Here is an 11,942-nt window from a genome sequence, read left to right as displayed (position 1 = left end):
CACCGGCCCCCGCTTCACCCCGCGCGAACTCCCCGGCGGCAGCGTCTCCGCCTTCGTCACCGGCCGATTCCGCGGCAACGACGGTGCCGGCGCCGACTGGCCCTGCCAAGGCGAGGTCGTCCTCCACCGCCCCGCCGCCGACATCGCGCCCTTCGCCCAGGACGGCATCGTCGAGGAACTGGGCCCCCACCACTGCCGACTCACCCTCGGCTCCTGGTCATGGACCGGACTCGCCGCCGCCGTCGGCCGCTTCGACGCCGAGATCGAAGTCATCGGCCCACCCCAACTGGCCACGGCATGCGCGGCCCTCGCCGCCCGCTACGCCCGCGCCGCACGCACCACAGGGCCGGAGAACGACCGGACGCCGTGAGGACCGTGTCTCACGTCCGGTCAGCAGTTGCGGATCGACCAGACCGGTTCCCAGTCCACGTCGGGTGCGTCCGTGCTGACCGGGAAGGTCTCGATCACGTCGCCGTTCTGGCCGTAGGTCGTCGCCTGGGCGTTGTCGGTCTGGCTGTTCATGACCTCGCCCGTGCCGTGCCAGTTGGACAGGTGGTAGCGGTTGCAGGTGTAGAGGAAGAAGACCCTCCACTGGTCGGCCGCGGGGTCCCAGACGCCGGCGCAGAAGTAGCCCGTGTCGCAGGTGATGTGGCTGCCGGAGGGCACCAGTTGGGAGGGGGCGGCCGGGGAGACCGTCGGGGAGACGGCGGACGTGGCGGAGGACGCGGCCCGGGCCGGACCGGAGGCGAGGACGGAGGCCGGCACCAGGGCCATGACGGCGACCGCACCGAGAAGGGATCGCAGGGGACGCATGGGGTCGGTTCCTCCTGGGGGTGACGACCGGCGGGAGCACGTGCGCACAGCAACGTAGAGGGCCGCCTGCCCCTACGGTCCCTGACAGATGTCAGGGACCGGGGCACCTGCCTGCGATACGCGCGCTAGTAGCCGTAGCGGCTCTTCAGGTGTCGCCAGAAGTCCCGCAGCATCCACTGGTCGAACGTCGTGATCTCGGTGGCGCTGCCGGCGTTCATGATGAAACGGGAGACACCGGTCGGCGTCCAGTCGTAGAAGTCGTCCAGGCCGAAGGTGTGGCCCACCTCGTGCAGGTAGATGTGGATGTTCTCCTGGTCGAGGGCCCCGGTGAAGTACTCCTGGCCGACCCGCTGCCCCCAGTCCCCGCCGGCACCGCCCTCGAAGCCCTTGGTGAGCCACAGCGACTCGTCGTAGTGCTCCGCCTCCTTGCCGGGGCACCGGGAGTAGTCGCCGTCCTGGTGGAAGAAGCGGCCGCAGTCGGGCGCGCACTGGGGAGCACCCGCGTCGTCGAGCACCCCGGCGTAGACCTTCACGGAGTCGTCGGACCACTGGAGTGTGGAGCGGTTCTTGACGGCCCATCCGACGACGTCGACCTTGACGTCGGTGTAGGGGAAGGAGCTGTAGCCCTTGCCGTCGTCCACCATGGCGTGGATCCACTTGTTGAACTGCGTCCGGAGCGCGGTGTGGATCTTGTCGCGGGTGGTGGCGGTCACCGGGTTGTCGGAGTCCCAGCGCACGCAGTAGTTCACCGTGCCCTTGGTGGCCATGAGCTGGTCCCAGCCGTAGTTCTTGAAGCCGTACAGGTCGGAGTACGTCGACTCGACGTGCTTCCAGACCTCGTCGAGCGGCTGAGCGAGGTCGGCCGGGGGGTTCCACCCGTCGGCGGCGACCGTCGGGGTGAGGGAGGTGCTCGCGGTCGCGGTCGGGGTGGGTGTGGGGCTCGTGGACTCGCTGAACGTCGGCGTCACGTCGGCGGACGCGCTGGGGGTCGCGGCGCCGACCACGTCGCACGTCCTGCCGTTCAGCTTGAAGGACTTGGGCGCGGGGTTGCTCCCCGACCAGGACGCCAGGAAGCCGGTGCTCACCGCGGCGCCTGCCGCCAACTCGTCGTTCGAGGCGGTGTTGGTGACGGTCACCTTCTTCCCCGACTGCTTCCACTCGGCGTTCCAGCCCCGCGAGACCTTCTGACCCGCGCCGAAGGTGAACGCGAGCTTCCAGCCGCTCAGCGCCGTGCTCCTGTTGTTGGTGACGGCGACCACGCCCTGGAAGCCGTCGCCCCACTGCGATGCGACCTTGTAGGACACGCTGCACGCGGCGGCCGACGCACCGCTCGCCAGCATCGGCACCACCGCCACGCCCCCTGCCACCAGGACCCCGGCGAGGGCGACCGGTACGGGTCTCAGGAAACGTCGCCGCAGGCGGTGGCCGGCGGAGGATCGCGAATTCATGCATGGCTCCTGGAAGGTGCGGTGTGCGAACAGCCCCTTAGTCGCCACTGGCCGCCGACAGGTTGCCGTCGATCTCACACCTCACAGTGAAGTGATGTGCGTCACGCCGGAATTGTGGGTGATGGCATCGAATGACTGATTACCGATGGTAATAACTGGGCTGTTTTGAATCCCAATCGGGAGCTTGTCGCCGTGAGCGGGTAATTCGACTGACCTGTGATGGTGGTGGCCGCGGCGGTCGGGAAACGCTTCCGGGCTGGTCGCGCGTGTGTCCGGGTACTGAAGACGATGCCGGGACGGCAGTGCTCCGGCTCCCCGGGGTCCCGGCGCGAGCACTCGGAAACGGAGAGGGTGTTCGTTGCCCGGTGTGCCGGGTGATCCCATACTGACCGGGCTCGCCAGGGCCGAGGCGAGCGGCTGTTGTCGCAGAATCCCGGATCACCGAATGAGGCCGCGTATGAGCAAGCACCGTCAGAAATCGAAACGCCGGAAAATAGCCGGTGCCGCAGTCGCCGTGGTCGTTGCGGGCGCTGTGGGAGTTCCTGCGGTCGCCCAGGCGAGCGGTAACGGGCTGGGAGGCTGGCGTGTCGTCTCGTTCCCCTGGTGGGGATGGGGCAAGTCGGATCCGGTCGCCGATCCGACGCCCTCGGGATCACCTGTCGCGTCCGCGTCCGCCTCGGGCACCTCCGCCACGTCCGCTCCGTCCGGCACCCCCAGTGCCTCCGCCTCCAGCGCCTCCCCGAGTGCCTCGCCTTCGCCGTCGGGCAGCCCATCGGCCACGCCCACCGCCGACGCGTCCGGCGAGTCCGCCTCGCCTTCCGCCTCTCCGAAGGCGACGGCCTCCAGCAGTACCCCCAGTGCTTCCGCCAGTACTGCCGATCCCGGTCCCACCGACCGTGTGCTGGTGCTCGTCAACGCCGAGCGCGAGAAGGCGGGTTGTGCGCCGCTGACCGAGAACGCCAAGCTCACCAAGGCCGCTCAGGACCACAGTCAGGACATGGCGGATCACGAGAACATGTCCCACACCGGTTCCGACGGGTCCTCCATGAGTGACCGGCTCTCCCGCGTCGGGTACGCGTTCAGGTCGGCGGGCGAGAACGTCGCCTACGGGTACAGCACTCCCGAGAGCGTCATGGACGCCTGGATGAACAGCTCCGGTCACCGCGCCAACATCCTCAACTGCGGCTTCAAGGAGATCGGCATCGGCCTGGCCCAGCCGGGCCACTACTGGACCCAGGACTTCGGCTCAGCCGCGTAGCCGCCCACGGAGTCGGCGGGCCCACCGCTCCGGCCCGGAGTTCACCACTTCGGGCCGGATCGGTGTGTACGGGTGCCGACAGCGGCAAGGGCGACGCCCTCCGGGAGCCCGGAGGGGCCCGCGCCCGGCGGAGCCGTCAGAACCCCCTACGAGTGCCTTGACCCCCGCTCGGCGCTGCATGATGCTGTGTTGCGACACATGAGATGCGTGCCGTAATGAGCAACGTCTGATTCGAGTCTCGACCAGCCGAGGAGTGGCCATGACGCACCAGGTGCGTGCTGTCGTCGCGCGGGGCAAGGGCGCCCCCGTCAGCCTGGAGACGATCATCGTGCCCGACCCGGGGCCGGGTGAGGCGCTGGTGAAGGTCGAGGCCTGCGGGGTCTGCCACACCGATCTCCACTATCGCGAGGGCGGCATCGACGACGACTTCCCGTTCCTGCTCGGTCATGAGGCGGCGGGTGTCGTGGAGGCGGTCGGCGAGGGCGTGACCGATGTCGCCCCGGGTGACTTCGTGATCCTCAACTGGCGCGCTGTGTGCGGTAATTGTCGGGCCTGTCTGCGGGGTCGTCCCTGGTACTGCTTCAACACCCACAACGCGAAGCAGAAGATGACCTTGCTCGACGGCACCGAACTGTCGCCGGCGCTGGGTATCGGCGCGTTCGCGGAGAAGACGCTGGTCGCGGCGGGACAGTGCACGAAGGTCGACCCCGCCGCGTCGGCGGCCGCCGTGGGACTGCTGGGCTGTGGGGTGATGGCCGGCCTCGGCGCCGCCATCAACACCGGCAACGTCGGACGCGGGGACACGGTCGCGGTGATCGGCTGCGGAGGCGTCGGGGACGCGGCGGTCGTGGGGTCCAGCCTCGCGGGCGCGTCGCGGATCATCGCCGTCGACATCGACGACAACAAGCTGGAGACCGCCAAGAAGCTGGGTGCGACCCACACCGTCAACTCCAGGAACGCCGACGCGGTCGAGGCGATCCGTGAGCTGACCGGCGGCTTCGGCGCCGACGTCGTCATCGAGGCGGTCGGCCGCCCCGAGACTTACCAGCAGGCCTTCTACGCGCGCGATCTCGCCGGCACGGTCGTCCTGGTGGGTGTGCCGACCCCGGAGATGAAGCTGGAGCTGCCGCTCCTGGACGTCTTCGGCCGCGGCGGTGCGCTGAAGTCCTCCTGGTACGGCGACTGCCTGCCGAGCAGGGACTTCCCGATGCTCGTCGATCTCTATCTCCAGGGCCGGCTCGACCTGGACGCCTTCGTCACGGAGACCATCGCGCTCGACGAGGTCGAGAAGGCCTTCGAGCGGATGCACGGCGGCGACGTCCTGCGCTCGGTGGTGGTGTTCTGATGGCCGCCCGCATCGAACACCTCGTCACCTCGGGGACGTTCTCGCTGGACGGCGGTACCTGGGACGTCGACAACAACGTGTGGATCGTCGGGGACGACGACGAGGTGATCGTCATCGACGCCGCCCATGACGCCGAGGCCATCGCCGCGGCAGTCGGCGGACGCACCGTGCGGGCGATCGTGTGCACCCACGCCCACAACGACCACATCGACGCCGCGCCCGCCCTCGCGGCGCGCACCGGCGCCCCGATCCTGCTCCACCCCGACGACCTGCCGCTGTGGAAGCAGACCCACCCCGACCGTTCGCCCGACGGTGAGCTGGCCGACGGCTGGGTGCTCGCGGTGGCCGGTGTCGAACTGACCGTGCTGCACACCCCCGGGCACGCCCCGGGCGCGGTCTGCCTCCACTCGCCGGGCCTGGCGGCGCTGTTCAGCGGCGACACGCTGTTCGCCGGTGGACCCGGGGCGACGGGACGGTCGTACAGCCATTTCCCGACCATCGTCGACTCGATCCGGGACCGGCTGCTCACGCTCCCCGGCGAGACCGTCGTGCACACCGGACACGGGGACACGACGACCGTCGGCGCCGAGGCCCCGCACCTTCAGGAGTGGATCGACCGCGGTTTCTGACCGCCCCCATGCAGCACCCGCGCAGCGCCTGTCCCGCCTGTTTCCGCAGGTGGTTCGGGCGCTGCGCGCTGCCCGGAGAACGGTCCGCAGGCCTGTTCGAACCGGGCCCTGTGATGCCTTGACAACGGTTCGGAGCGGCCCCCAGACTGGCGTTGCGTCAATCGCAATCCGTTTCGCTATACGCACCGAGGTGTCATGATGATTCCCGCGTGCCGTCTCGCGGATCTCCCGCGAGGTGAGGCCCACCGGCTCGACACAGATCCGCCGGTCTCGGTGTTCCACACCGACGACGGCGAGCTCTTCGCCATCGACGACACCTGTACCCACCAGGACGCCTCGCTCGCCGACGGCTGGCTGGAGGGCTGCGAGGTGGAATGCCCGCTGCACGCCTCGAAGTTCGACCTGAGGACCGGCGCGGTCGACTCCCCGCCGGCCAAGCTTCCGGTCCGGACGCACGAGGTCCTCGTCGAGGACGGCATGATCTACGTCCGGTTGTCCACGGCGGCGCCCAACCTGCCGCCCTGCATATCCGCCCGGCTCGCCGGGGGTCCCGCGTGAGGACCGTCGCCGTGGTCGGCGCCTCGCTGGCCGGCCTGTCGGCGGCGCGCTCACTGCGCAAGCAGGGCTACGACGGGCGGCTCGTCGTGATCGGGGACGAACTCCACCGGCCCTACGACCGGCCCCCGCTCTCCAAGGAGTTCCTGGCCGGCACCCTCGGCGAGAGCGAACTCTCCCTGGAAGCCGGTGACGAGGACCTGGGCGCGGAGTGGCTGCTCGGCACCCGCGCCACCGCGCTCGACCGCACCGACCGCGCGGTCCGGCTCGCCGACGGACGCGAGGTGCGCGCCGACGGCATCGTCATCGCGACCGGCGCCGCGGCCCGCACCCTCCCCGGCGCCGAAGGCCTGGCCGGAGTGCACACCCTGCGCACCCTGGACGACGCCCGCGCCCTGCGGGACGAACTGGCCCGCGGCGGGCGGCTGGTGGTGATCGGCGGCGGCTTCATCGGGGCCGAGGTCGCCTCCACGGCGTACGGCCTCGGCCTGGACGTGACCGTCGTCGAGGTGGCGCCGACGCCGCTCGCCGTCCCGCTCGGCGAGGCCATGGGCGCCGTCGTCTCCGCCCTCCACACCGACCATGGCGTACGGCTGCTGTGCGGTGTGGGCGTCAAGGGGCTGAGCGGGGAGAGCCGGGTCGACGCCGTCCTGCTGGAGGACGGCCGCAGCGTCCCGGCCGACATCGTCGTCGTCGGCGTGGGCGCGAGCCCGTGCGTCGAATGGCTGGCGGGATCCGGCGTCGAACTCGACAACGGCGTCAAGTGCGGCGCCGACGGCCGCACCACCCTGGCCGGGGTCGTCGCCGTCGGTGACTGCGCCAACTGGTACGACCCGCGCGCGGGTCACCACCGGCGCGTCGAGCACTGGACCGGCGCCCGGGAGCGTCCCGACGCCGCGATCGCCACCCTGCTGGCGGGCGGCGCGGTGGAACCGGGTGTGCCCCGGCCGCCGTACTTCTGGTCCGACCAGTACGGCGTGAAGATCCAGTTCGCCGGGCACGCGGCGGCCGCCGACAGCGTGACCGTCGAGGCGGGTACGACGGACGACCGTGACGTGCTGGCCGTCTACCGGCGCGCCGGAGACCCGGTCGCCGTGCTCGGTATGAACCAGCCTCGGCTGTTCATGCGCTGGCGCAAGCAGCTCGCCGCCACGGGCTCTTGACACCGCCCCTGAGGCATCCCATGCTGCGGTTGCATATGGCACGCAGCGTTGCTCCATACACAACACCGTCCGGAGTCGCTCTTCCCGGCGCGTGAATGACCCCTCCCTGACGTTTCCCGAGGAGTGCCCAGTGACCTCGACCGGTCTGCCGGACAGCCTGATCGCCACCCTCCCCGGCTCCTCCTACACGGATCCGCAGATCTTCGCCCAGGAGCAGGAGCGCATATTCGAGACCATGTGGTTCTGCGTGGCGCGCGCCTCCGAGCTGGCCAAGCCGGGTGCCTTCCGCACCGTCGACGTGGGCCGCGAGAGCATCCTCGTCACCCGGGCGCGCGACCACTCGATCCGCGCCTACTTCAACGTGTGCCGGCACCGTGGCGCCAAGCTCTGCACGGAGGAGACCGGGGAGGTCAAGCGGGCCTTCCAGTGCCCGTACCACGCCTGGACCTACGGGCTCGACGGCAAGCTCGTCGCGGCGCCCAACCTCACCAAGATGCCAGATGTCGGCCGCACCGAGTACGGCCTGGTGAGCGTGGCCGTGCGCGAATGGCTCGGCTATGTGTGGGTGTGCCTCGCGGAGAACCCGCCCTCCTTCGAGGAGGACGTCATCGGCGAGGTCGTCTCCCGCCTCGGTGACGTGGAGTCGATCGAGCGCTACGACATCGACAACCTCTCGGTGGGCAAGCGCATCGTCTACGACGTGAAGTCGAACTGGAAGCTCATCATCGAGAACTTCATGGAGTGCTACCACTGCGCGACCATCCACCCCGAACTCACCGAAGTGCTCCCGGAGTTCGCGGACGGTTACGCGGCGCAGTACTACGTGGGCCATGGCGCCGAGTTCGGTGAGGAGGTCCAGGGCTTCACCGTGGACGGCTCCGAGGGTCTGGACCGCATTCCGGGGGTGGCGGAGGACCAGGACCGGCGCTACTACGCGATCACCGTCAAGCCCCAGGTGTTCATCAACCTCGTCCCCGACCATGTGATCTTCCACCGGATGTACCCGGTGTCCGTCGACCGCACGATCGTCGAGTGCGACTGGCTCTACCTCCCGCACGTCGTCGAGAGCGGCAAGGACGTCAGCCGGTCCGTGGAACTCTTCGACCGGGTCAACCGGCAGGACTTCGACGCGTGCGAGCGCACACAGCCCGGGATGAGCTCCCGGATGTACGCCAAGGGCGGCGTACTGGTCCCCAGCGAGCACCACATCGGTGCCTTCCACGACTGGGTGAACGAGCGTCTGGGCACGCCCCTGGGGTGACTCAGCCCAGGTAACCCATCCGGTGGCTGATCTCCCGGGCGCCCTGCAGGAGCACCGGGGACAGCTCGTGCAGACGGTCCTCGGTGAAGCGGTACGCGGGTCCGGAGGCGCTGAGCGCGGCGATGACCTCGCCGTCGCGGTTGCGGACCGGTGCGGCCATCGCGTGCAGGCCGATCTCCAGCTCCTCCAGGGTAAAGGCGTAGCCGCGCTCCCTGGCGTCGGCCAGGTTCTTCTCGAGCTTCGTCTTCGCCGTGATGGTCCGCGCGGTGACCTTCTTCATGCCGCTCTCGGTCAGCAGCGTCGCGCGCTCCTTGGTCGGCAGATGGGCCAGCAGGATCTTGCCGCTGGACGTGGCGTGCAACGGGGTCAGCTGGCCGACCCAGTTGTGCGCGGTGATGGCCCCCGGGCCGCGCACCTGGTACAGGTTGATCGCGTAGTGCTCCTGCATGACCGCGATGTTGACGGTCTCGCCGATCTCCTCGGCGAGACGCTCGCAGACCGGGCGCCCCTGCTGGGTGATGTCGATACGTCCCGTCACCGCGCCGGCCAGCCGCACGATGCCGAAGCCGAGGCGGTACTTGCCGCGTTCACCCGCCTGCTCCACCAGACCGCGTGCTTCCAGCGCGCCGAGCAGGCGGAACGCGGTGGACTTGTGTACGTCGATCTCTCCCGCCACCTCACTGACGCCCGCCTCACCACGCTGGGCGAGGATCTCCAGGACGCTGATGGCGCGGTCCACGGACTGCACTCCGCCGGCTTGTGAATTCGACGTTTCTGTGTCAGTGCTGTAGTTGCTCACAGTGAAACTATACGCGTAGTAAACAACGCGACTGCAAGTAACGGCAACGAAACAAGGTCCGCCAAGTTGCGTCGTTCGCAACCTGGTGCGTATAACGCGACGGCGCTAGCATGCCTCGCATATCTACGGCGCGAGCGAGACGAGGCACCATGGCTCCCCTGCAGTACGACTTCGTCATCGTCGGCGGCGGATCGGCCGGCAGCGCACTGGCGAACAGGCTCTCCGCGGACCCGGCGAACCGGGTGCTGGTCCTGGAGGCCGGCCGGTCCGACTACCCGTGGGACGTCTTCATCCAGATGCCCGCGGCGCTGACGTATCCCATCGGCAGCCGGTTCTACGACTGGAAGTACGAGTCGGAGCCCGAGCCCCACATGGGCGGCCGCCGCGTCTACCACGCCCGCGGCAAGGTCCTGGGCGGCTCCAGCAGCATCAACGGCATGATCTTCCAGCGCGGCAACCCCCTGGACTACGAACGCTGGGCGGCCGACCCCGGCATGGAGACCTGGGACTACGCGCACTGTCTGCCGTACTTCCGGCGGATGGAGAACTGTCTCGCCGCCGACCCGGACGACGAGTTCCGCGGCCACGACGGACCCCTCGTCCTCGAACGCGGCCCCGCCACCAACCCCCTCTTCACCGCCTTCCAGAAGGCCACCGAGGAAGCCGGCTACGCCCCCACGGACGACGTCAACGGCTACCGCCAGGAAGGCTTCGCCAAGTTCGACCGCAACGTCCACCGCGGACGCCGTCTGTCGGCCTCCAAGGCGTACCTCAAGCCGGTGCGCAAGCGCCCCAACCTCACCGTCAAGACCCGCGCCCTGGTCACCCGCGTCCTCTTCGAGGGCAAGAAGGCCGTCGGCGTCGAGTACCAGCGCGGCAAGGGCGCCCTCCAGCAGGTCCGCGCCAAGGAAGTCGTCCTGTGCGGCGGCGCCATCAACTCCCCGCAGCTGCTCCAGCTCTCCGGCGTCGGCAACGCCGAGGAGCTCAGCGCCCTCGGCATCGACGTCGTGCACGACCTCCCGGGCGTCGGCGAGAACATGCAGGACCACCTGGAGGTGTACATCCAGTACGCCTGCAAGCAGCCCGTCTCCATGCAGCCCTACCTGGCGAAGTGGCGTGCCCCCTTCATCGGCCTCCAGTGGCTCTTCCGCAAGGGCCCGGCCGCCACCAACCACTTCGAGGCCGGCGGCTTCGCCCGCAGCAACGAGGACGTCGACTACCCCAACCTGATGTTCCACTTCCTGCCCATCGCGGTCCGCTACGACGGCTCCGTGCCCGCGGGCGGACACGGCTATCAGGTGCACGTCGGGCCCATGTACTCCGACGCGATCGGCTCGGTGAAGATCAAGAGCAAGGACCCGCGCGAGCACCCTGCCCTGCGCTTCAACTACCTCTCCACCGAGCAGGACCGCCGCGAATGGGTCGAGGCGATCCGGGTGGCGCGCAAGCTCCTCAACCAGCCCGCGCTGGCCCCCTTCAACAACGGCGAGGTCTCGCCCGGACCGTCCGTCGAGACCGACCAGGAGATCCTCGACTGGGTGGCCAAGGACGGCGAGACCGCCCTGCACCCCTCCTGCACCTGCAAGATGGGCCCCGCCGCCGACGAGATGGCCGTCGTCGATCCCACCAGCATGCGCGTGCACGGCGTGGAGGGCCTCAGGGTCGTCGACGCCTCCGTCATGCCGTACGTCACCAACGGCAACATCTACGCCCCGGTGATGATGGTCGCCGAGAAGGCCGCCGACCTGATCCTCGGCAAGGAGCCGCTCGCGCCCTCGAAGGCCGCGTTCTACCGCCACCGCGACGCCCAGAAGCAGGCGGGGTAGACGTTGGCCGCCACAGGGCTACGGGCGCTGCTGGACAGCGTCCGCTACGAGGTGCTGCCCGCCAGGGCGACCGAGGACAAGGTGCTGGCCCATGTGCCGCGCGACGTCGTCGTCACCGTGACGGCGTCGCCGGTCAAGGGCCTGGAACCGACGCTCGCCCTGAGCGAGCGGCTCGCGGCGCACGGCTACCGCGTCGTCCCGCACGTGCCCGCGCGGCTGCTGCGCGACGAGGTCCACCTCAAGGAGGTCTCCGACCGGCTGCGCGAGTGCGGGGTGGACGACGTCTTCGTCCCGGCGGGGGACGCCGATCCGCCCGCCGGCGCCTACGAGGGCGCGTTGCCGGTGCTGCGCGCGCTGGGCGAGCTGGGCGGCCCGTTCACGCGGGTCGGCGTCACCGGCTATCCCGAGAGCCATCCCCTCATCCACGACGACATCACCATCCAGTCGATGTGGGACAAGCGCGAGCACGCCACGTACATCGTGAGCAACCTCTGCTTCGATCCGCGGGTCCTGGGGGAGTGGGTCGCCCGGCTGCGGCGCCGGGACGTCACCCTGCCCGTGCACGTGGGCGTCGCCGGGCCCGTGCAGCGGGCCAAGCTGCTGGCCATGGCGACCAAGATCGGGGTGGGGGAGTCGACGCGCTTCCTGACGAAGCACGCCTCGTGGTTCGTGCGGTTCGCGGCCCCCGGCGGGTACGCGCCCGAACGGCTGCTGACCCGTGCCGAGCAGGCCCTCACGGCGCCCGCGGCGGGTGTGGCGGGTCTGCACCTGTTCACGTTCAACCAGATCGCCGAGACGGAGCGGTGGCGCCGGGGGCTGCTGGAGCGGCTGGGCGGCTGAGCGAT

The 11,942-nt window shown here is 69.6% G+C and carries 13 protein-coding genes; 9 read left to right on the top strand and 4 right to left on the bottom strand.

The genetic code is table 11. The features are described 5' to 3' along the window. Positions 1-370, top strand: a 370-nt coding sequence (locus HLK59_RS29550) for a WYL domain-containing protein (protein WP_240982712.1), incomplete at its 5' end; no start/stop codon positions are given. Positions 371-390: 20 nt separating this feature from the next. Here HLK59_RS29550 and HLK59_RS29545 read toward each other — a convergent pair. The 3 genes from HLK59_RS29545 to HLK59_RS52470 form a co-directional block, all read right to left on the bottom strand. Further along, entirely contained in the window at positions 391-813 is a 423-nt protein-coding gene (locus HLK59_RS29545) for a hypothetical protein (protein ID WP_171144596.1), read from the bottom strand. 125 nt (positions 814-938) lie between these two features. After that, positions 939-2,153, bottom strand: coding sequence for a cellulose-binding domain-containing protein (locus HLK59_RS29540; RefSeq protein ID WP_171144597.1), 1,215 nt, complete (start codon positions 2,151-2,153; stop codon positions 939-941). Between the two features lie 579 nt (positions 2,154-2,732). Then, positions 2,733-3,152: a hypothetical protein gene (locus HLK59_RS52470; RefSeq protein ID WP_346779840.1), complete on the bottom strand. Its 420-nt coding sequence runs from the start codon at positions 3,150-3,152 to the stop codon at positions 2,733-2,735. Positions 3,153-3,165: 13 nt separating this feature from the next. On the opposite strand from HLK59_RS52470, the gene HLK59_RS52465 reads away from it, so the two are divergent. From HLK59_RS52465 to HLK59_RS29510, 6 genes are all read left to right on the top strand, one after another. Next, complete coding sequence (locus HLK59_RS52465; RefSeq protein WP_346779839.1) at positions 3,166-3,519, top strand: CAP domain-containing protein; 354 nt, start codon at positions 3,166-3,168, stop codon at positions 3,517-3,519. A 259-nt stretch (positions 3,520-3,778) separates the two neighbouring features. Beyond that, entirely contained in the window at positions 3,779-4,864 is a 1,086-nt protein-coding gene (locus HLK59_RS29530; protein ID WP_171144594.1) for an S-(hydroxymethyl)mycothiol dehydrogenase, read from the top strand. Then, positions 4,864-5,493 (top strand): MBL fold metallo-hydrolase, encoded by a 630-nt coding sequence (locus HLK59_RS29525; protein ID WP_171144593.1) that lies wholly within the window; start codon positions 4,864-4,866, stop codon positions 5,491-5,493. The genes HLK59_RS29530 and HLK59_RS29525 overlap by 1 nt, the downstream gene beginning before the upstream one ends. Positions 5,494-5,688: 195 nt before the next feature. Continuing rightward, on the top strand, positions 5,689-6,051 hold the full coding sequence (locus HLK59_RS29520; protein ID WP_171144592.1) for a bifunctional 3-phenylpropionate/cinnamic acid dioxygenase ferredoxin subunit: 363 nt from the start codon (positions 5,689-5,691) through the stop codon (positions 6,049-6,051). Then, positions 6,048-7,211: an FAD-dependent oxidoreductase gene (locus tag HLK59_RS29515; RefSeq protein ID WP_171144591.1), complete on the top strand. Its 1,164-nt coding sequence runs from the start codon at positions 6,048-6,050 to the stop codon at positions 7,209-7,211. The genes HLK59_RS29520 and HLK59_RS29515 overlap by 4 nt, the downstream gene beginning before the upstream one ends. A 130-nt stretch (positions 7,212-7,341) precedes the next feature. Further along, positions 7,342-8,472 carry an aromatic ring-hydroxylating dioxygenase subunit alpha gene (locus HLK59_RS29510; protein ID WP_171144590.1) on the top strand — a complete coding sequence of 377 codons (1,131 nt, stop codon included), beginning with the start codon at positions 7,342-7,344 and terminating at the stop codon, positions 8,470-8,472. Position 8,473: 1 nt separating this feature from the next. On the opposite strand, the gene HLK59_RS29505 is transcribed toward HLK59_RS29510, so the two are convergent. Then, positions 8,474-9,220 carry an IclR family transcriptional regulator gene (locus tag HLK59_RS29505; protein ID WP_171144589.1) on the bottom strand — a complete coding sequence of 249 codons (747 nt, stop codon included), beginning with the start codon at positions 9,218-9,220 and terminating at the stop codon, positions 8,474-8,476. 200 nt (positions 9,221-9,420) lie between these two features. On the opposite strand from HLK59_RS29505, the gene betA reads away from it, so the two are divergent. Both betA and HLK59_RS29495 read left to right on the top strand, forming a co-directional pair. After that, on the top strand, positions 9,421-11,097 hold the full coding sequence (gene betA, locus HLK59_RS29500; protein WP_171144588.1) for a choline dehydrogenase: 1,677 nt from the start codon (positions 9,421-9,423) through the stop codon (positions 11,095-11,097). A 3-nt stretch (positions 11,098-11,100) separates the two neighbouring features. Further along, a complete protein-coding gene (locus HLK59_RS29495) occupies positions 11,101-11,937 on the top strand; it encodes a 5,10-methylenetetrahydrofolate reductase (protein ID WP_171144587.1) in 837 nt (278 codons plus the stop codon). The last annotated feature ends 5 nt before the right edge of the window (positions 11,938-11,942 follow it).

This window comes from Streptomyces sp. S3(2020), from assembly GCF_013044505.1.
GTDB lineage: Bacteria > Actinomycetota > Actinomycetes > Streptomycetales > Streptomycetaceae > Streptomyces.
The sequence above is the reverse complement of the archived record's forward strand: the minus strand, read 5'-3'. Positions and strand labels throughout refer to the sequence as shown.

What these genes read in the sequence shown, in the direction of transcription:
- HLK59_RS29540 (WP_171144597.1), bottom strand. Translation starts at nt 2,153, where the DNA reads ATGCTGGCGAGCGGTGCGTCGGCCGCCGCGTGCAGCGTGTCCTACAAG.
- HLK59_RS29545 (WP_171144596.1), bottom strand. Translation starts at nt 813, where the DNA reads ATGCGTCCCCTGCGATCCCTTCTCGGTGCGGTCGCCGTCATGGCCCTG.
- HLK59_RS29525 (WP_171144593.1), top strand. Translation starts at nt 4,864, where the DNA reads ATGGCCGCCCGCATCGAACACCTCGTCACCTCGGGGACGTTCTCGCTG.
- HLK59_RS29530 (WP_171144594.1), top strand. Translation starts at nt 3,779, where the DNA reads ATGACGCACCAGGTGCGTGCTGTCGTCGCGCGGGGCAAGGGCGCCCCC.
- betA (WP_171144588.1), top strand. Translation starts at nt 9,421, where the DNA reads ATGGCTCCCCTGCAGTACGACTTCGTCATCGTCGGCGGCGGATCGGCC.
- HLK59_RS29520 (WP_171144592.1), top strand. Translation starts at nt 5,689, where the DNA reads ATGATGATTCCCGCGTGCCGTCTCGCGGATCTCCCGCGAGGTGAGGCC.